Below are 18,739 nucleotides of genomic sequence, written 5' to 3'. Positions count from 1 at the left end.
TTTGTAATTAAACAAACCATAATCATTAAAAAGCAAACTAAACAATATGGTGACGATTTTTAAACATAAAACCATTAGAAGAACTGGAATCATAAATATAAACATCTTCAAATTGTTCTTCAGACGGTAATGTTCTATCAAATACATCAACCATTAATTTTTCAATTACCTTAGGCGGAATATACAGTAATAAATTTATCTGAGAAATCCCTTCACTCAATAATTTATTTTTAAGTTTCTTTACCTCATAAATTAATTCTTCATTATAATGTCGGTTTACGCCTTCAAACCAATCCGAAACATGATATAAATCATATTTTAGTAAAGTTTGTGGAATCTTATCTTCAGTAACACAATATGTAGAACTAATTATTATATTAGCTGTAGTATTATTGTTATTTTCACCATTAATCTTTATTGTTTTCACCGGATATGTCTCTTCAGCTATATCATTAATAATAACATCAAATTTATCTTTTTTTTGTACACAATTGAGCAATCAATGGAACTGGTATACTTTGGGCATAGATTCTATTTCGACCTGTTAATAAGACAAAAAATTTAAATGAATTATAACTAAACATAACATATTTATCACGAGGAATAATTAATTTATTAAGATGTTCCATCGATATCTTTCTAAAAAAACAAATAAATAGCTATTGGAAATATAATTAATATAACAGTTGAAAAATATTGGTTAGTCAACACTGATAGCATTGCTGCACAGGAATTATTTGCGATCAATTTAGGTATAAGTGCATGAAAAATATTTCTTTTATAAAAATATAAGTAGTATAATCCGCAAGATATTATAATTGTTAACAAAAACGGCCATGTTAATAATTCTCTAAAGAACATTTGAGTCGCTCTAAATCGTTTATTTCGGGAGTGCTTTTCTTTTAATTTAAACAATACTAAATCCCCCCTCCATACCATTTACCAGTTTCTTTGAAAAGCTGATAAAAATATATCCATTCTAACGTCCAAGGGAATAAGGTTTTTAAAAAATCCATATCATTACCATATTCTCTTTTACCATTACCATTGTAATAAAGACATATTCTTACTTCTCCCGGAATTGAGTATTTCTTAAAAATGTGTGGTATTTTTTTCAACTTTATCTGTAGTTATTTCTGAATCATAAACTGTTATTTGAGGTCGTTTTTTTCTCAAATAACGTAAACTTAACTTTATACTCACCATCAAACAAATCGCTACTAACTTTTACCATCATAATGATTTGTAATTCTCGTTTTTTTTCTTATTTAGAAAACATTTTTTTCAATAAAAAGTGATTTATTCGTATTAGCAGCCTCTATTCTACCCTTAGTTATTAATAAATTTCTCAAATCAATCTCCGTAAAAAGTGTGCCTCTTATATCCAGAATTAGAATACTTATTATCCCTTAACTCAAGGCCTGTATCCTTATTCAATCCGAACAAATTATTATCCCTCTGCTTACCTCGAATTTCACCTAATTGCTTAACAGCATTTTGAACACGTGATTCCCCAAATACATTTTTTTAATTTACTCAAATTAATACAACTATATGATTTTTCGATGTCACTAAGCCAATCAAAAAACGCTTCTTTACGCTCAGGGTATTCTTCCCACTTATCGGTAAAATTCTCCTTTGAATCAACAGGATTAATTACTTTATTATTATTTTCTTCTAAGAATCCTCTAATTCCGCAAACAACTTTTTGAAGAGCATGTTCTAAATCTAACTATTATCATAAAGTTGAGCCGCAAAAATGGTTAAAAGCATAGAAATTGGTTTTAACTCACTATCTTTTTTTATCAAAATATTTATCACGATGAAATTTTAATAATTTAACAATTGACTTCAACTTATCATCATTGTCATCTTGATCTACCGGTTCTTCTATTGAGTTAGCATAATCAACACTTTTTTGGAACATAATTACTCATACGAATAAACCAATCTCTAAACTTAAACGGACTAGAGTTAATCAAATTATATCCATTCTTATTATCGGTAATAAGTAAATCTGAATTATTATCAGGATCAAGTATCGAAGGTAGAACATCAACATGGGAATTAAAGTATTCTACAGTCCACGAGCGACGATTTTCTTCTACTTTATCTTTATATCGTTCTGAATTAAGTAAAACATCCCCTACACTATGTTTAATTTCTTCAGGTTTATTGTTTAATCCATTATTTAAAATACAAACCAAGTCAATATCATAATCATCATCATGATTTAACGGTCGTATTGATGTTCCAAGAGCATAAGACCCCTGATATTTAATATCAACATCTAAATCACTAGCATCAAACAATTTAGCTAAGGCTTCATATTCCTTAGCTATTCTTTCCTTAGCAGTATCTGATAAGGAAATATTATTAACAAGAATTTGTAAAACTAGATTAGTATCGTTCAATATTACACTTCTCCTTTACTTTATTTAAAAATATCATAAACTCGTTATTTATATGATACATATGAATTATAACGATATTCTTAAAATTATACAATTATCAAATCAGTATCAAACCACAATATATTGTTATTCACCTACACAGAAAACACAATATACAGTGCCTTCTTGGTGATTCAATTACAAAATACAATATAATTTATAAACAATTATTATGACGCTTGGGAACAGCGAAATAAAAAGGATCAAAAGTTAAGGAACTTTTGATCCTTTTTATTACATTAACAATATTGATCTAATATCAATGTATAATTTTTAGTTAAAACGTTAACCACAAAGATTTCACTCTATGCGATGTAAATTCTTATCTATTCATATTTTTTTCTTAATTTTTTTTCATCCAATCTGGCAACATTTCTGATGCTTCCATTGTATATGTTAATTGAGAACTAAATTCCATCTTTGCTCTTTCATATGACTCAGTAGTATAAATTTCATTAATAAACGGAATTACATCAGGATTATCCAAAGAATATTCTTCTACTGATTCACTTACCATATCAGCATCAAATCCCCACTCATCACACAAATTAACTATTTCATTATACTGTAAAGATTTTTTTCCATTTATTAAATTCATCATCTATTCGTACTCCTGCAGGAATTTCACCTGGGACAAGTACTTTATCAACAAATCTCTTTAATAATTTAGATTGTTGATCCTTACCCAAATTACTTAAGTCCTCAATTTCCTCATTAATTAATCGTAATACTTCATCATTAATTGTTTGATTATCACCTTCGACTGTGGTCTTTTCACCAATTAAATTTAAAATATGTTGTGAATCAATAATCTCCGTTCCTTGCAATTTAGTACTATATAAATCAACAACAGGAACATCGTCACGAGAAGAATCATCGCTATCTGTTAAATTTTTGAACGCTCCAACATATTGTTTCCATTTATGTTCTGTTAAACCAAATGATTGATTATCCCACTTAAAACAGTAGTATTGCGTAACTGAATTAAGACATTTTGAAGCAACTGTAAATGCTGAAATAAATAATTCCTTTTTTTCTTCATCATTCATTAAATTAATCCATTCAGTTGGATTTGGTAAAGTTTCTTTTAATTCATAAATAGAAGTAGCTAAATTACCTACCGCAACTGAGTAATCTTCAACAATAATTCGACTTGAATTACCACCACTACCATACAGCTTAATTGCTTCCGTAACATGAGATTTGGTAATTTCAGGATATTTATAGTTTATAATTGTACCAAATTCTTTTGAACTATCAAAAACACGATTGGTCCTTGAATATGCTTGTATTAACCCTTGAAGTTCTAGTTTTCTATCAACATAAAGCGTATTTAATCTTTTAGAATCATATCCCGTAAGAAGTTGATCAGCTACAATTACTAAATCAATATTTTTTTTGGATTACGTCCGCTCCCCCCACGCTTGGTGCGATCAATTAAATCTGAAAAGTATTCATTCTCACCATGTTTAGCATCTTCAGGGATAAATTCAACTCCTGTAAATTCTGCATAATCTTTAAACATCATTTCTTTGATATCGTAGGAAACGATGTTGTCAGGGTCATTCTCATTTCCAAAACTGAACGTCATTGCAATATTTATCTTTTTACCAGATTAGCTAATTGTTTTTTTAAATTCTTGATAATAATTAATTACACGATCCTTATGTGCCACCGTGAGAATTGCATTAAACTGTTTTTGCTTAGATTGATTATCCCATCCTTCTATAATATCCGTAACAACTTTAGGGATGTGTGTTTCATCTATATACCCAAACAAAGATTCTGCTTTTGCTTTCTCCTCTGTTTTTAAATCTGACAATCTGTATATTTCTCTTTTTTTCTTCCCTAGTAGCATTTTCACCATATAATTTATGAATTAATTTATCCTTCAGTTCGTCATAATCTTTAAATTCACCGGTATTTATATAATCAACGTTAAATCCTAAGACATTTCCATCCCGGATTGCCTCATCAATCGTGTAGCGATGTAATTCTGGACCAAACAATTTTTCAGTAGTATTGATTAGCTCACTCTTTTGCTTATCTTTTATCTTATGAACTAATCCCTTAGCGTTATTTTCATCAAATAATGGTGTCCCTGTAAAGCCATAAAATAATCCATTCTTTTGAAAATAATCCTTAATTGAAGCCATCATTTTCCCCATGGTTGTTCGTTGAGCTTCATCAACAATAAAAATAATTCTCTTATCAGATAGTGAATTATCCTTTGATTCAACTAAATCTTTTACTAAGTTAGAAATTTTATATGTTGTTGTAACAATAATTTTACTTTTACCTTTCAATAATTTAGTTCTTAATTGATGCGTTGACGCTGTTCCCGCAACTTCTACAGATTCATATTCTGAATATGACTTGAAACTTTCTTCTGTATTAGCGTCGAGTTCTTTACGATCAACCATAAAAACGACTTTATCATAACTAAGCCTAGTAGACAAAACTAACGCAGTTTTAAACGATGTAATCGTTTTACCGGATCCTGTAGTATGCCATATAAATCCGCCGTGTGGATAACCTATCTCATCCTTACCTAACGCAGCTCCTTCTATAGCCTGTAAAGCATGAATTTGATAAGGCCGCATTAGCATATGACGTTCATTTTCTGGTCGCTTTCCAGATTCGATTACTAAATAATCGCCCACCATTTGATGAGCCATAGGAATCATAAGAAAATCTGAAATTATTTTTTTCCAATAGTTAATTATGTTGTTTTGTTTATCAGCCCAATGAAAAACAAATTTAGGATTAAAATCGTCCAGTGATTTAGGTGTGGCAAAGTACTTTGTTTCAATTTCAGAAGTAACTACCATCATTTGAGAAAACGCCATAAAATTATTTTGATATTCGCCATCCCGGTAATATCTCTTAAATTGTCCATAAGCTTCCTTAATTGTTTTATCTGTACGTTTCTGTTCAATGTTAATCAAAGGAAGGCCATTGATTAACAAAACAATATCAAATCGATTTCCGTGATCAGTTACAACTTCTCGTGCAACCTGATAGCTAGAGCTTCCCCCTGAGACCTGTGGTTTATTAAAAATTTTTAAAGTAACCTGACTATGCGTTACTTTAGGATTAGTGTCCCGGTAAATACCATCTATTTTACCTATCCCATTTTCCATTGATAATAATTTTGATGCTTCAAAACTATTACTAATCGCCCTAACTTTATCCATAACTTGATTAAATTCACTATCAGTTAAAGGAACATGATCTAATTCTTCAGAATTTAATCGGTTTAATTCATTACGCCAATTATCAATTAAGCTTTGAACAGTGACGCTAACTTTATTTCCATCCAATTTTTCTGGAGCTTCCCATCTAAATTTCTTTAACTCATTAACGAATCTTTCTTGAAATTGTTTTTCACTAGCGTCTTTATCATGTATAACCATACAAATATTAACTCCTTTACCTGATCATTAAAATTTAAATAAACATCTCAGATAAATATGCTTTCTTTAAATTTTTTTAGCTTATCTAGCTTACGCTGTTGAAGGGTGATGAGGGTATCTAATTTCATTAAATATGAACCAATGTGTTGTTGTTCTTCAATTGAAGGCATAGGGATACTAAGTTCCATAACTTTTTTCTTAGAAATATTAAATCTAGAAACCCCTTGAGCTAAAACAAACATTTTTCGTCTTATTACGTTTGAACGTAATACATAAGCAAGATAATAAGGATCAATTTCTATTTTTGGTCTATAGCCAAAACAAAAGCTGTTTACACACAGATGTTAATCCAACTTCTTCTGGCGTTTCAGATGAAGTAGTAAAAAATACATCTCCATATTGGACTTTATTTTGATGATCATCTATCTCTACATTATCCGTATCATTTAATTTAGCGATGGAATTACTATAAACATTCATATACGTAACAAATTGTGCATTCCCATGCCCAAAATCATCTTTTGTTTTTCCAGATAATCCAGTGTATGTATTACCTAGTTCCCCCAACTTCCGCTGTTCCCAAGTGGGAGCATTTTCAAACTCTTTAAATCTTCGTTTTGATAAGTTTTCCCCATCAGACGGAAATAATTCAGATAAATAAGATTTTTTTAAGATTTTTCAGTTTGTCAATCTTACACTGTTGAAGGGTGATGAGGGTATCTAATTTCATTAAATATGAACCAATGTGTTGTTGTTCTTCAATTGAAGGCATAGGGATACTAAGTTCCATAACTTTTTTTCTTAGAAATATTAAATCTAGAAACCCCTTGAGCTAAAACAAACATTTTTCGTCTTATTATGTTTGAACGTAATACATAAGCAAGATAATAAGGATCAATTTCTATTTTTGGTCTATAGCCAAAACAAAAGCTGTTTAAATAAGTATTATCATCATTACCAAGCCACACAGATGTTAATCCAACTTCTTCTGGCGTTTCAGATGAAGTAGTAAAAAATACATCTCCATATTGGACTTTATTTTGATGATCATCTATCTCTACATTATCCGTATCATTTAATTTAGCGATGGAATTACTATAAACATTCATATACGTAACAAATTGTGCACTCCCATGCCCAAAATCATCTTTTGTTTTTCCAGATAATCCAGTGTATGTATTACCTAGTTCCCCCAACTTCCGCTGTTCCCAGGCGGGAGCATTTTCAAACTCTTTAAATCTTCGTTTCGGTATATTCTTCTCTTTACTAACCATTATTTCACCACCAATTCACTTAATAATTGATTAAATTCTTTTTCAAGAGTATTAATTTCATCATCAATTTGTGAAATCGTTTCAGAATACATCTGACTTAATTGATTCAACGTATCAATATCCTTATTAATTGGTGATTTAACTAAATTAATAAATTGAGGCAATAGAGAACCAAACCATTTTTCATACATTAAATTATCAATTTCTTGGTCAGTTAAGTTCTCTATCTTTTCAAAAACTAAATCGTCCAATTTTTTTATAAGCATTCTTAATTTCTTTTGATAATTTAGTTTTCTTATTAATCAGGTTATTAACTTCAGTTAATTTACTTTCAAAACTTCCTTCTGAAAATTTAACATTATTTTTTTAAATATTTAATTTGATTATTAATACCACTCTTCTTAATTGTTCCATTTTTATTTTTTTTCAATTTTGTCCCAGTTAATTTCAGAATGTTCTAACATATAATCAATCTGAGCTTGCTTACCTGGCTTTCCTTCTAAAAATTTTGCAACATCTTGTAACCTGTTAACTTCTGGAATATCAATCTTACTTAGTGAATCCTTAAGTTCCTTAGATACCTCTTTGGAATTAAATTCACTATTATCATCATTCAACACGTCAAATTCACCATCATCTTCAGATAAAGAATCTCTGATTTCATCTAATCGATTTTGATAATCATTAAATTTAATTTCCAAATCACTAATACTATTTAGTTGGTCCCCAAATAAGTTATTCTTAATTAATTCATTTGGAACAATAGTACCAATCCATCCATCTTGTTCTTCATGTCGTTTACTTCCTTGTCCCTTCATTACCATATGGGGCTGCCGTGTTTTCCCAACTTCATATAAATTAGAAACACTAATCAATTCTAAATCTCTTTCTAAATATTGAGACCACAAAGTAGCCATAATCTGATAACCATCATATTCATTGACGTTTTCGTATTTTTCTAATATAGATTTAACTTCTTGCAAAAGAGACTCTTTTAATTCATTTAAATCTATTGGAGAGTTACTACTAATACTACTCAACTTACTAAATGATTGCTTAAAATAATTTTCTAATTCATCTTTTAAATTATCAATTTTTCTTACAACTATGGTACTATTTAATACATTTAATTTTAATTCGTTAATGTCTTGATTTAGGCGTACATAACCAGGTCGTATTTCATCGAATGAATCATTAAAAGATTCTGGATCAGCTTTTTTTAATACACTTAACTGTTGAATGGCTTTTTTAGGTATACCACCTAATAAATGTCCATCAACATCTTGAATAAGTTCGTTATCAATTGCTTCGACATATCGTGGAATATTTAAATTATATCCATTTTCTTTAATTTCATCATAACTTGCCACATGACTGTAATTAGGTATTTCTTTCTTTTGGACATATGTATCCACAATTTTAGCTATATCTTGATCACGTAATACATTATTTTTACCAATTTTAATAAAATCATTAGACGCATCTATTATTAATACTGGATCATTTAAATTACGATTCTTCTTCAAAATTAAAACAACAACTGGAATTCCAGTATTCTTAAACATATTACTTGGCAATCCAATAATCGCATCAAGATAATTTTTATCAACTAATTTTTGGCGAATCAATGCTTCCGAATCGCCACGGAATAGCACTCCATGCGGCAATACAATCGCCATCGTTCCTTGTTGTCCTAAATGGAATAATCCATGTAATAGATAAGCAAAATCACCTTTATTATCAGGTGGCAAAGTACCAAAATCAGCGAATCTTGGATCACTAACCTTTAATGGAACATCTTCATGGCTATTCCACTTTTTATCAGAATACGGTGGGTTCATTACAACAGCATCAAATTGCACACCCTCCCCAGGACGATTCGGATCTTCTGGCCAATCCTGTGACATCGTATTTCCATTTTTAATAGTCATGTAATCTGGACTAACTCCATGTAATAATAAATTCATCCGCGTTAAATTATACGTTTCTGTATTATATTCTTGACCATAATACTTTAATAATTTTTGCGAATCCTTTCCCAAATGTTTACCTACTGTCAACAGCAACGACCCAGATCCAACCGTTGGGTCATAAATTGATCTAACTTCATTATTCTTAGCAATAATTTGTGCCATAACTTCACTAACTTGACGTGGAGTATAAAATTCACCAGCCTTTTTACCAGCATCAGAAGCAAATTGACCAATAAGATACTCATAAGCATCACCAAGAATGTCCGTCGATTGCAAATCAACCATATTTAAATCAGCAAATAGCATCAATAAATCACTAATATTCTTATTCCGCTTTTTTTATATCATTTCCCAACGCGGTATCTGACATATTTATAATTGACGTAGAAAACAATCCTTTAAAATCATCGTCATTATTACTATCGCCAATTGCGATTGATCGTTCAAAATCTTCTAAACCATATGTGACTTTTTCAAGTTCAAATTCCCCATTTTTTATATCTTCAATCCATTGTTGATATAAATATTGAGGTTTAATTACGTACCTTAAATTAGATTTTATGGCATTTGATAATTTATCCCCCCATTTATTAAATGCATTTCGATATTCACTTAATAAGTTAGCTTCATTTTTAACCCCGGCATTCTTTTTATACCAATCTAATGTTCTATCACTTAAAAACTTATAAAACATCAACCCAAGCATATAATCTTTATATTTACTTGCTTCCATTGATCCTCGTAAATTATTGGCACCTTCCCATAATTTACGCTTAATTTCTTCAGATGTATTTATTCCTTGTTTCATACTTACTTTTTCCTTTTTAATTTATTAAATGTATAAACTCAATATCTAATATATCACGATGTAGTTAAACATAAGCAAACAATTCTCAGAAACCTTTATGAACTACCACTTTCGTGAACGAACTAGTAACATCATATGAATCCAATCCTATTAAGGTGTATCATAATCCTAAAAAAACTTTGGAGGATTAACTCATGCAATATCTTGTCCAACGCGCCGGTTTAACCTTACGGGGCGAATTAACCGGACCGCAAGAAAACGCTGGCCATCACCTCGCCATTTTATTCCATGGGTTTAAGGGTGACATCGGGCATGACCAAGCCAATCTACTCTTCGATTTAAAGGATGACCTCAACGCCGCCGGAATTCCGACCTTACGGATGAACTTTAACGGTTGTGGCGACAGCGATGGTGACTTCGCCGACATGACGGTGCTCAACGAAATTGACGATGCCATTGCGATTTTAAAGCAAGCTATCCACGACTTTCACCCCGCCCGCCTAACTCTGATTGGCCATTCCCAAGGTGGCGTCGTGGCCAGCATGGTCGCCGCTTACTACCATGACCTCGTGGATGACCTCGTCTTACTCGCTCCGGCTGCGACCTTGGTTGATGACGCTAACGCCGGTGTTTGCCAAGGCGTCACGTATGATCCCAACCACATTCCTGAATCCATTGACGTTGACGGTTTCACGGTTGGAGGGGCTTATTTTCGGACCGCGCAACGGCTTCATATCTATGAAACGGCAGCTGGATTTACCAAGCCGGTTTTACTAATTCACGGGACAGCCGATCAAATTGTTAACTACCAAGCCTCCATACGCTACGACCAAATTTACGCGAACAGCACGCTCCACTTAATTGATGGTGCCAGTCACCGACTCATCGGTCCCGGTACACAACGAAGCAACGTTAAGCAACTTGTTGTCAACTTTGTAACTCATTAACTAACAAAACCCTCGCCACTAGCAACAGCTAATGACGAGGTTCATTTTTTAATTTATTATTTACAATTCTTCGGTTTCTTTCACCCGACTCCGGCCCCATTGGAGGATGTAAATCGCTGCAATTACGATAATAATCCCAACAATTTCAACCGCATTTAAGTCGAGGTGGAAGAAAATCACACTCAAGATACTCGTAACAATTGGTTGGAGCGCATCCATGATACTAATCACGTCTGACGGTGCTAACCGAGACGCGTAAAGTAACATCCCGAATGGAATAATCGTCCCAAACATAATTACCGTCGAAACAGAAGCGATTAAAGTTGGTGTTAAGTCCGGCGTATTCGTCCAAAATGGATGAATTAAGTTGAAACAAAGTCCGGCAATCATCGTCCCCCAACCAAGGACAATTAATGGTGGATTCTCAGCCGCTGCGTGCTTCGGTAAGACCACGTAAAAGGCCGCCGTAATCCCGGATCCAATCCCCCACAACAAGGAGTTCATTGGAACGGCTAAGTGGGTAATATCACCCCGGGTAATACACATTAACACCCCGATTAACGCTATCACAAAAGCGATAATATCGGTCCGCATTGGCCATTTACGTTGGAAGAACACTGATCCTAACACGATGAACAATGGTGACAAGTATTGTAAAATCGTCGCCGTTGATGCGTTCCCGGTTTGCACCGCATAGTAGAACGTTAATAAGTTCAACCCGAGCCCAAAAATCGCATAACTCACAACTGAAATTGCGCTCCGCTTAGTCTTAAAGACATTGAATAATTGTCCCCGGTATAAAAAGGCGCTCACGATTAATAAAATTAACCCCGTGAAGAATGTCCGGGTCGACAACATCCAACTGGCGGGAATGGCTAAGTTTTGGGAAATTAATTGTAAAACCGTTCCCGAAATCCCCCAACTGAGGGAAGCCAATCCGGCGACCACAATTCCTTTCGTGACATGCTTATTTGAATCCATTTAATCAACTCCTCAAATTATCTAATGTTACTATTCTAGCATAAGCAATACTTTTTAATCTGTCCAATCTTAAGTCTTTTACTTATGAAAGCACGGTTAATTTTACTCATGAGTTAATTAAATTAAGTTTATCTTTACTTTTTCCGCCATCGTCGCCATGCGCCGAGGATTAACATTCCTAAAATAACTACCAACGATGTCCCATATGCGAAAACGGCAAAATGATAAATCGCCGGGTGTTCATGACTGGCCGCCACCATAATTGACGACCCCATAATAACCGCCGCTAAGATTAAGGAGGTCGCAAGGAGGTTCACCATTTTATGCAGGGAATGTAAGATTTTTTGTTGGTCACTTAATTCTAATTTTAAACGCTGTTCCCCGTTCAACAACCCATCTAAGAAGTGACTCACCCGTTTCGGTAAGGTCGTCATCGCTTGATAAGTTTGGACAACGTTAAACAATTGTTCAGTCGCCATCGTTTTTAAATCCAAGTGTTGCTTTAAATACCGCATTGCGAACGGTTTGGCGACTGCTAACATCGACACACTCGGATCTAACTTCGCCACCGTGCCTTCCAGGGTCCCAAAGGCTTTCATTAACATTGTCACTTCGGGCTTCATTTGCAAGTGGTTGGTTTGACACAACTGCATGATTTCAAACATCATCGTCGTTAAGTCAATTTGTGCTAAATCACGTTCCAAATACGGTTCAATAAACTGCGCTAATTGGCGGGTAAACTGACTTTCATCGACATCCACGGTACGGTTGCAGACAGCGAGAACGGTGCGGCTAACAGTGTACGGATCCTTTTGTACTAAGGAGACCACAATTTGCGCAATCCCATCCGCTAACTCGGGTGAGATTTCCCCCATCATCCCAAAATCTAAGTACACTAACCGAAATGGCGGTAAGGAATCGGCTTTTTGGTAAGCAACCGTGACCCGGCCAACTTGATGCTGCTGCTCCTTGGTAACTTGGGTCTGCTGCAATTCGGCCGCCGTCGCCTCGCGATACAAGAGATTGCCCGGATGCGGATCAGCGTGGAAGAAGTGATCATCAAACACTTGTTGCAAAAAAATTTTCAATAATCGCTTGGCCAACCTGCTGATTCAACGCCGGATCATGATTATCAAACAGCGTTTTAATACTTTGCCCCGCCATCGCTTCATTGACTAAAATGCGGCTACTTGATTCGGCTGGGTAAACTTTAGGCACGACGAAGACGCCCCGACCCTGATTTAACTCGTAAAAGCGTTGGCCATTGGCTACTTCGTGTTCGCCATCAATTTCACTCCGTAATGACCGGGCCAGTTCATCAAAGACTTCCGGTAAATCAACGACCTTCGTGGCCTCGCTGGGCACCTTGGCAATTAGCTTGACGGCCCGTTTAAAGAGCTTTAAATCAACCTCAACCAATTCAGCCACGGCTGGATGCTGAAATTTAACCACGACGCTTCGCCATTCGGCAACGTGGCCCGATGGCATTGACCAATCGACGCCGAGGCAAATGGCGTCTTTTCAAACGTTGCAAATGCTTCAGTAATTGTTTGGCCCGTTTCAGCTTCATACATCGCCACAATCGTGTCATAATCATCCACCGGCGCATCATCTTGCAGTTGTTGCAATTCCTGAATATACGCCGGCGAAACCAAATCAGGCCGCGTTGACAGAATTTGACCCAGTTTAATAAACGCTGGTCCCAAAGCTTCTAAGGCATGCCGGACTTGGTCGGGGTTCGTTTGATGGTAAAAATTACTAATAAATGAATACCGGCGTAGAACTTTGATAATTTGCAATAAGCGTTGATTGGTTGCCATGATACCTTCTCCCTTATAAGCTTCTCTCTTCATTGTAACTTGCCAATAGAATGAAAGAAAGGCGTTACCCACAAATGAGTAACCCCTTTCAATTAAATTTATTTAGTTCGTAAATGCATCCCGTCATCATCTTGTTCGATGGCCAGTAAATCTTGATTCCCGTCTAATTGTGATTTACCCGCATAATTGTGACCTTGCAGCCAAATCATCGTGAATAACAAGAGTATATTAAAGACTACTGCAAGTCCCAGTAAGACACTATTACACATCATCGCATAGTGATTCCCGAGGCCACCAAACATCCCTTGGCGCAACCCTTGAATCGAGTACGTCATTGGTAAGTACCAGTGAATGTCATTGTAAAATGGCTTCGTTAATTCCATTGGGAACGTTCCCCCAGAACCACCAAGTTGGAGCATTAAGAGCACCATCGACAAGAAGCGCCCTGGATTATCTAAGAGCATCGACAAGAACATCACAATTGCCATTGACGCCCACCCAAAGAGAATCAAGGTGGTAAAGAAGCTTGGCACGTGATCAATGTGTAAGCCGAGCATCATCATAATCCCGCCTTCTAAGACGGCCATCGCCGTAATCACACATAACCCGAGGACCACTTTACTTGCCCACCAAGCAGAACCTGACTTGCTTGGTAACGCAATTTTGCGAATTGGGTAAACAAAGTTGAAGACCAATGCGCCGACATACAAGGCCACTGATAAGACGTATGGAGCTAAGGCGTTACCATAGTTGCGAACATACGTATAGTTTTTATGTTGTAATTTGGTTGGCTTAGCAATCATATCAGCATTGGCATCGCCGAGTTGGATTTGGTTTAACTTCATTGTTGCTTGACTCAAGGCCGTTGCTAATTGGTTCGCCCCCGCTTGGAGTTTGGCGACCCCAGCTAAGAGCGCCGGACTATTGGCATCTAACTTCGCGGTCCCAGCTGCTAATTGGTTAATTCCCCCAATTAAGGCCGGCACTTGTTGATTCAATTGCCCTAATGCGCCCGCTAAGGTCATTGCGCCACCAACTAAGCTTCCACTATTGGCATTTAAGAGTTGCAGTCCACCAAGTAGTTGTTGACTACCGGCCAGCAAAGCATTGCTATTTTGAGTTAATTGATTGGCTCCATTGGTGGCGGTGCCAACGGCGTTCGTGTATTGATTAATACCACCTTGCGCCGTCTTAATTCCTCCTTGAAGCTGTTGCGCCCCGGTGGCTAATTGCCCCGTGGCCGCTTGTAAGGCACTTAATTGGCCCGGCATCGCTTGCAGATTACCTTGGGCCGTCTTTAACGTGCTCATCAATTGTTGGACTTGTCCTAACATAGCTTGGGCTTGCGCAACACTATTCGCGCCTTGACCTAATTGCGCCACTTGTTGATTCAAGTTGGCGATTTGGGCTTGCAGGTTTTGAACGGCCGCCGCATTATTCGATTTGCCACCTGCATTTTGCGCATTCGCACTAGCTTGGGCGCCAAGGCACTCAATTGGCCCTTAATCTTATCGTCCGTCGTTGAACCAGCTAACGCACTCAATTGACCGGCAATTTGTTGATCGGTAGCCGCCGTATTGCTACCACCACTTGGGGCACTTTGTAACGCACTAGCAGCTTGGTTCACGGCAGCTAAGGCACTCTTCACGTTGACCATCCCGGCTTGCATTTGTTGCATGCCATTGGCGACCGCTGGTAATTGTTGTTGTAAGGCTTGGGCTTGGGCCAAACTCGTATTTAAGCCCGCCAATTGGCCTTTCAATTGCCCATTGGCCGTGGTCACCCGGTCATTAAGCTCCTTGGTCCCTTGACTTAGTTGATCCGAGCCGGTCGCTAATTGATTAGCCCCCGCTTTTAATTTCGCGGATTGACCATTAATTTGTTGCAACCCGTTCCCGAGTTGTTGCACACCGGCTGTATATTGACCAATTCCTTGATGTAACTGGCCGGCCCCCGCTGCAGCTTGCCCAACGCCAGCGGTATACGTTTGCGCGCCAGTGGCTAATTGACTCGAACCGGCCGCTAATTTAGCCGCCGCTGGACCTAATGGCATCACGCTTGCCCGCAAGGTTTGGACCCCATTATTAACTTGGGAAACGCCGGCTACATATTGGTTTAAGCCATCTGATAAGGTAGCCATCCCTTGATCAAGTTGGCCGGCCCCGTTCGCAGCTTCAACCATCCCGCCCTTGACCTTTTTGACCATGCTAAACATGGTTTTAGCGTAGGCTTTGGTGACTTGACCGCGAATTTGTTGATTCAGTTGACTCATGCCCATCCGACTAATCACTTCCGCAATCATGTTTAGCGAATCGTTAGTGGTATAGGTCAACTTCATCTTCGTTGGTTGATGGTCAAGCACCGTCGTGGCATCTTTGGAAAAGTCTTTTGGAATCGTCACCACCGTATAATATTCCCGGTGCTTGAGTCCATAATTAGCTTGTTTTTGACTAACAATTTCCCATTTTAACTGATGATTTTTCTTCAACTCATCCGTCATTTGTTGCCCCACAGCAAACCGTTTCCCTTGATACTTCACGGGTTGGTCATGGTTCACCACCGCCACGGGTAAGTTTTGCGTGGTCCCATATGGATCCCAAACCGACTTCAAGAAGAAAATACTGTAAAGAAACGGGATAAAACAAATCACCACCGTCGACAACAATAATAGTCGATTGTGACGAATGTGCCGAAATTCGGCTTTAATCATTCCTAACATTCGAAACTCCCTCTCTATTTTCTTGGTGCGGATTTTCCCCACCATGTTAGTGACTAGCTAATTATAAGCAGGTTTCGATTTTTCGAGGAGCCTCAAAACGGGGCTGACGTTTCATTTTGGGACAGTTATTTTAAAATGTCTGAAAAATAAGTGGCCATGAAAAAAGCCAATCATTGACGATTGACTTAATCCTTGTAATCAATTTAGTTACTTAGTGTAATCAACATCCTTCGTTTCGTCCGTTAATAACCACGCCACTACTGAAACCACCGCTAAGGCAAACATGTAGTAACCGGCGGCGTGTAAGCCGTATTGAGCAATTAACCAGGTGGTGATGGACGGCGCCACGGCTGCCCCTACGACGGCGGCTAAGTTATACGTGATCCCGGCCCCAGAGTAACGCACCTTCGTTGGGAATAATTCTGGTAAGACCGCCCCAACTGGACCATATAATGAACCCATGATTAAGAAGCCGACTCCTAAGAATAAGAGCATGCCAACAAGATTATGTTGACCTTGTAAAAAGACTGGGAAGACTAATGAGAAGACCACTAAGGCCACCGAAGCAGTCATTAAAACTTTTTTTTCCGACCCACCCGATCAGCTAAGACCGAGGTCACCATGATTAACACCGCAAATTCAACAATTGCTCCCATTAATAAGAGTAAGAATTCAGAATGGCTAAACCCTAATGCCGTCGTCGCATAAGATAATGACCAAGTCGTTAAGGTAAAGAAGAAGGCATATGTAGCTCCCATGATGAAGGTTCCCTTTAAGATTTCGCGCCAATTGGAGCGCCAAACTTCACGCAGTGGCGACCCCGTGGTGTTATCCCGGGCTTGAGCTAATTTGAAGAGTGGTGTTTCTTGCAATTTCAGGCGGACATACAAACCAATTACGACTAAGACAGCAGACGCCCAGAACGGAATCCGCCAACCAAATTCAACCATTTGACTGGGGGTTAAAACTTTTTCTAACATGAAGAATAAGCCATTACATAAGAAGAACCCAATTGGCGCCCCAACTTCCGGAAAGGCACCATATAACGCCCGTTTATCAGCTGGCGCATTCTCGGTGGCAACTAAGACAGCCCCGGACCATTCACCACCAAGGCCGATTCCTTGGACGAAGCGGCATAAACAAAGGAGTAACGCCCCTGTCACGCCCAGCGTACTATAACCTGGAATAAAACCAATGGCTACCGTAGCTACTCCCATTAACATCAAGGACATCACTAAGGTTTTCTTGCGTCCAAGTCGATCACCAAAGTGGCCGAACAAAAACGACCCCACCGGACGGGCCACAAACGCCACCCCAAAGGTCAGTAAACTCACGACCGTCGCTAACAAGGGCGTCATTTGTGGGAAGAAAACTTTAGGGAAATAGGCAGCTGAAGCCGTTCCGTAAGCATAAAAGTCAAAGAATTCAATCGCCGTCCCCATCATTGACGCTAAGATAACAGTCTTAACGGGGTCAGCTTGATATTTCGATAATCGGTTGGCGCGGGTAGCGACGGTAGTTGTATCCATGATTAGTTCCTCACTTTCGTTTTGACAAAATAAAAACCAGTCAACTGATTTCAAGTCAGTTAACTGGCTAACAGATTCGCCATTAACAAGTTATCTGACTTTGCATCCCAATTTTTTGGCGGTGATGCAAAGCCAGCTCAAAAGGTTCCGCATCACCTAGTTAATAATGACGCGGATAATAATGTTGTTGCGTTGCATGGTACTTGTTAATTGCATAATCTGTTCCTCCTTGGATTGATGTTTATTAGATTATCATTAGAATAATTAGAAGTCAATAAGAAAAATGAATTAATTTATTTTTCACCCATCATTTCTCCTCAAACCGCGTCATCGCTGATGGTTAAAGGCTTGGATATCTTTGGATAATTCTTGTTAATTCAACTGATAATGCTATAATTGCTGAAAAATGGGCCAAATATGTGGCTGATCACTGGCCAACAATTTTGGCAAAATAAAATTGTAAGGTAATGCAAAAAGCGTTGACTATATCTGTATTATTATGTAATAATATAGTCAATCAATGGAGTGGCTAGTTTTAGCCTACGGAGCGCGAATGCATTTATGTATTCGCGTTTTGTTTTTATTGAGGTATTTAAAATGAATGAAAAACCTTTTAAAACGATTGATGAACAAATAAATATTTTAAAATCACGAGGATTGATTTTCGAAAATGAAGATGCCGCTAAGAATTCTCTTAAACAATATGGTTATTATGAAATAATTAACGGCTATAAAACTCCCTTTTTGAAAGAAGGTTCATCAGAACAATTCAAATCAACAGCAACATTTGAGCATATTTTTGCTTTATATAATTAGATA

The 18,739-nt window shown here is 37.0% G+C and carries 21 protein-coding genes and 2 pseudogenes; 2 read left to right on the top strand and 21 right to left on the bottom strand.

Annotation, left to right across the window (positions count from 1 at the left end; translation table 11 throughout):
- Window positions 1–37: 37 nt before the first annotated feature.
- The 16 genes from JCM14505_RS09930 to JCM14505_RS09370 form a co-directional block, all read right to left on the bottom strand.
- Window positions 38–499, bottom strand: a complete 462-nt coding sequence (locus JCM14505_RS09930; RefSeq protein WP_054652675.1) for a hypothetical protein — start codon at window positions 497–499, stop codon at window positions 38–40.
- Complete coding sequence (locus JCM14505_RS10275) at window positions 471–629, bottom strand: hypothetical protein (protein ID WP_162200486.1); 159 nt, start codon at window positions 627–629, stop codon at window positions 471–473. Before JCM14505_RS10275 ends, JCM14505_RS09930 begins: the two co-directional genes overlap by 29 nt.
- A 10-nt stretch (window positions 630–639) precedes the next feature.
- Window positions 640–939 (bottom strand): hypothetical protein, encoded by a 300-nt coding sequence (locus JCM14505_RS10270; protein WP_369395220.1) that lies wholly within the window; start codon window positions 937–939, stop codon window positions 640–642.
- Window positions 918–1,118 (bottom strand): type II CBASS E2 protein, encoded by a 201-nt coding sequence (locus tag JCM14505_RS10590; protein WP_500778349.1) that lies wholly within the window; start codon window positions 1,116–1,118, stop codon window positions 918–920. The genes JCM14505_RS10270 and JCM14505_RS10590 overlap by 22 nt, the downstream gene beginning before the upstream one ends.
- A gap of 789 nt (window positions 1,119–1,907) precedes the next feature.
- Window positions 1,908–2,414 (bottom strand): nucleotidyltransferase domain-containing protein, encoded by a 507-nt coding sequence (locus JCM14505_RS02480; RefSeq protein ID WP_054652673.1) that lies wholly within the window; start codon window positions 2,412–2,414, stop codon window positions 1,908–1,910.
- Window positions 2,415–2,796: 382 nt separating this feature from the next.
- Window positions 2,797–3,054, bottom strand: a complete 258-nt coding sequence (locus JCM14505_RS09405) for a hypothetical protein (RefSeq protein WP_173571620.1) — start codon at window positions 3,052–3,054, stop codon at window positions 2,797–2,799.
- Window positions 3,014–3,832, bottom strand: coding sequence for a type I restriction endonuclease subunit R, EcoR124 family (locus JCM14505_RS09400; RefSeq protein ID WP_439646032.1), 819 nt, complete (start codon window positions 3,830–3,832; stop codon window positions 3,014–3,016). The genes JCM14505_RS09405 and JCM14505_RS09400 overlap by 41 nt, the downstream gene beginning before the upstream one ends.
- Before the next feature lie 2 nt (window positions 3,833–3,834).
- Complete coding sequence (locus tag JCM14505_RS09395) at window positions 3,835–4,044, bottom strand: hypothetical protein (RefSeq protein WP_173571619.1); 210 nt, start codon at window positions 4,042–4,044, stop codon at window positions 3,835–3,837.
- Window positions 4,045–4,213: 169 nt separating this feature from the next.
- The gene (locus JCM14505_RS09390) at window positions 4,214–5,869 is read right to left on the bottom strand and encodes a DEAD/DEAH box helicase family protein (RefSeq protein ID WP_225352228.1); all 1,656 of its coding nucleotides are present in this window, start codon (window positions 5,867–5,869) and stop codon (window positions 4,214–4,216) included.
- A 47-nt stretch (window positions 5,870–5,916) separates the two neighbouring features.
- Window positions 5,917–6,165: a restriction endonuclease subunit S gene (locus JCM14505_RS08905; RefSeq protein WP_263848934.1), complete on the bottom strand. Its 249-nt coding sequence runs from the start codon at window positions 6,163–6,165 to the stop codon at window positions 5,917–5,919.
- Between the two features lie 13 nt (window positions 6,166–6,178).
- The gene (locus JCM14505_RS09385; RefSeq protein WP_054652671.1) at window positions 6,179–6,436 is read right to left on the bottom strand and encodes a restriction endonuclease subunit S domain-containing protein; all 258 of its coding nucleotides are present in this window, start codon (window positions 6,434–6,436) and stop codon (window positions 6,179–6,181) included.
- 82 nt (window positions 6,437–6,518) lie between these two features.
- Window positions 6,519–6,641: a restriction endonuclease subunit S domain-containing protein gene (locus tag JCM14505_RS09380; protein WP_263848933.1), complete on the bottom strand. Its 123-nt coding sequence runs from the start codon at window positions 6,639–6,641 to the stop codon at window positions 6,519–6,521.
- Between the two features lie 7 nt (window positions 6,642–6,648).
- Complete coding sequence (locus JCM14505_RS09375; protein ID WP_054652669.1) at window positions 6,649–7,143, bottom strand: restriction endonuclease subunit S domain-containing protein; 495 nt, start codon at window positions 7,141–7,143, stop codon at window positions 6,649–6,651.
- A complete protein-coding gene (locus tag JCM14505_RS08595) occupies window positions 7,143–7,394 on the bottom strand; it encodes a hypothetical protein (protein ID WP_082405595.1) in 252 nt (83 codons plus the stop codon). The genes JCM14505_RS09375 and JCM14505_RS08595 overlap by 1 nt, the downstream gene beginning before the upstream one ends.
- A 165-nt stretch (window positions 7,395–7,559) precedes the next feature.
- Window positions 7,560–9,422 carry a type I restriction-modification system subunit M gene (locus JCM14505_RS02460; RefSeq protein ID WP_082405594.1) on the bottom strand — a complete coding sequence of 621 codons (1,863 nt, stop codon included), beginning with the start codon at window positions 9,420–9,422 and terminating at the stop codon, window positions 7,560–7,562.
- Between the two features lie 19 nt (window positions 9,423–9,441).
- Complete coding sequence (locus tag JCM14505_RS09370) at window positions 9,442–9,924, bottom strand: type I restriction-modification system subunit M N-terminal domain-containing protein (RefSeq protein ID WP_082405593.1); 483 nt, start codon at window positions 9,922–9,924, stop codon at window positions 9,442–9,444.
- Window positions 9,925–10,118: 194 nt separating this feature from the next.
- Between JCM14505_RS09370 and JCM14505_RS02455 the strand changes: the two genes are divergently transcribed.
- Window positions 10,119–10,871: an alpha/beta hydrolase gene (locus JCM14505_RS02455; RefSeq protein WP_054652667.1), complete on the top strand. Its 753-nt coding sequence runs from the start codon at window positions 10,119–10,121 to the stop codon at window positions 10,869–10,871.
- A gap of 60 nt (window positions 10,872–10,931) precedes the next feature.
- Here the strand turns inward: JCM14505_RS02455 and JCM14505_RS02450 are convergent, their stop codons facing one another.
- The 5 genes and pseudogenes from JCM14505_RS02450 to JCM14505_RS02425 form a co-directional block, all read right to left on the bottom strand.
- The gene (locus JCM14505_RS02450; RefSeq protein ID WP_054652666.1) at window positions 10,932–11,852 is read right to left on the bottom strand and encodes a DMT family transporter; all 921 of its coding nucleotides are present in this window, start codon (window positions 11,850–11,852) and stop codon (window positions 10,932–10,934) included.
- Between the two features lie 134 nt (window positions 11,853–11,986).
- Window positions 11,987–13,672, bottom strand: a pseudogene (locus tag JCM14505_RS10520) (ABC1 kinase family protein).
- Window positions 13,673–13,770: 98 nt separating this feature from the next.
- Window positions 13,771–15,066, bottom strand: coding sequence for a YhgE/Pip family protein (locus JCM14505_RS09365; protein WP_225352226.1), 1,296 nt, complete (start codon window positions 15,064–15,066; stop codon window positions 13,771–13,773).
- Window positions 15,063–16,391 carry a YhgE/Pip family protein gene (locus JCM14505_RS09360; RefSeq protein WP_225352225.1) on the bottom strand — a complete coding sequence of 443 codons (1,329 nt, stop codon included), beginning with the start codon at window positions 16,389–16,391 and terminating at the stop codon, window positions 15,063–15,065. The genes JCM14505_RS09365 and JCM14505_RS09360 overlap by 4 nt, the downstream gene beginning before the upstream one ends.
- Before the next feature lie 207 nt (window positions 16,392–16,598).
- Window positions 16,599–17,920 (bottom strand): annotated as a pseudogene (locus tag JCM14505_RS02425) (MFS transporter).
- 597 nt (window positions 17,921–18,517) lie between these two features.
- Between JCM14505_RS02425 and JCM14505_RS09355 the strand changes: the two are divergent.
- A complete protein-coding gene (locus tag JCM14505_RS09355; protein ID WP_225352224.1) occupies window positions 18,518–18,736 on the top strand; it encodes an Abi family protein in 219 nt (72 codons plus the stop codon).
- Window positions 18,737–18,739 lie beyond the last annotated feature (3 nt).

This window comes from Limosilactobacillus equigenerosi DSM 18793 = JCM 14505 (genome assembly GCF_001311375.1).
Lineage (GTDB): Bacteria > Bacillota > Bacilli > Lactobacillales > Lactobacillaceae > Limosilactobacillus > Limosilactobacillus equigenerosi.
The sequence above is the reverse complement of the archived record's forward strand: the minus strand, read 5'-3'. Positions and strand labels throughout refer to the sequence as shown.

Bases quoted from the DNA above. Each gene is read 5' to 3' on its own strand.
- JCM14505_RS10275 (WP_162200486.1), bottom strand. From the start codon at position 629: ATGGAACATCTTAATAAATTAATTATTCCTCGTGATAAATATGTTATG.
- JCM14505_RS10270 (WP_369395220.1), bottom strand. From the start codon at position 939: ATGGTATGGAGGGGGGATTTAGTATTGTTTAAATTAAAAGAAAAGCAC.
- JCM14505_RS09405 (WP_173571620.1), bottom strand. From the start codon at position 3,054: ATGATGAATTTAATAAATGGAAAAAAATCTTTACAGTATAATGAAATA.
- JCM14505_RS09395 (WP_173571619.1), bottom strand. From the start codon at position 4,044: ATGACGTTCAGTTTTGGAAATGAGAATGACCCTGACAACATCGTTTCC.
- JCM14505_RS09390 (WP_225352228.1), bottom strand. From the start codon at position 5,869: ATGGTTATACATGATAAAGACGCTAGTGAAAAACAATTTCAAGAAAGA.
- JCM14505_RS09380 (WP_263848933.1), bottom strand. From the start codon at position 6,641: ATGCCTTCAATTGAAGAACAACAACACATTGGTTCATATTTAATGAAA.
- JCM14505_RS09375 (WP_054652669.1), bottom strand. From the start codon at position 7,143: ATGGTTAGTAAAGAGAAGAATATACCGAAACGAAGATTTAAAGAGTTT.
- JCM14505_RS02460 (WP_082405594.1), bottom strand. From the start codon at position 9,422: ATGCTATTTGCTGATTTAAATATGGTTGATTTGCAATCGACGGACATT.
- JCM14505_RS09370 (WP_082405593.1), bottom strand. From the start codon at position 9,924: ATGAAACAAGGAATAAATACATCTGAAGAAATTAAGCGTAAATTATGG.
- JCM14505_RS02455 (WP_054652667.1), top strand. From the start codon at position 10,119: ATGCAATATCTTGTCCAACGCGCCGGTTTAACCTTACGGGGCGAATTA.
- JCM14505_RS02450 (WP_054652666.1), bottom strand. From the start codon at position 11,852: ATGGATTCAAATAAGCATGTCACGAAAGGAATTGTGGTCGCCGGATTG.
- JCM14505_RS09360 (WP_225352225.1), bottom strand. From the start codon at position 16,391: ATGTTAGGAATGATTAAAGCCGAATTTCGGCACATTCGTCACAATCGA.
- JCM14505_RS09355 (WP_225352224.1), top strand. From the start codon at position 18,518: ATGAATGAAAAACCTTTTAAAACGATTGATGAACAAATAAATATTTTA.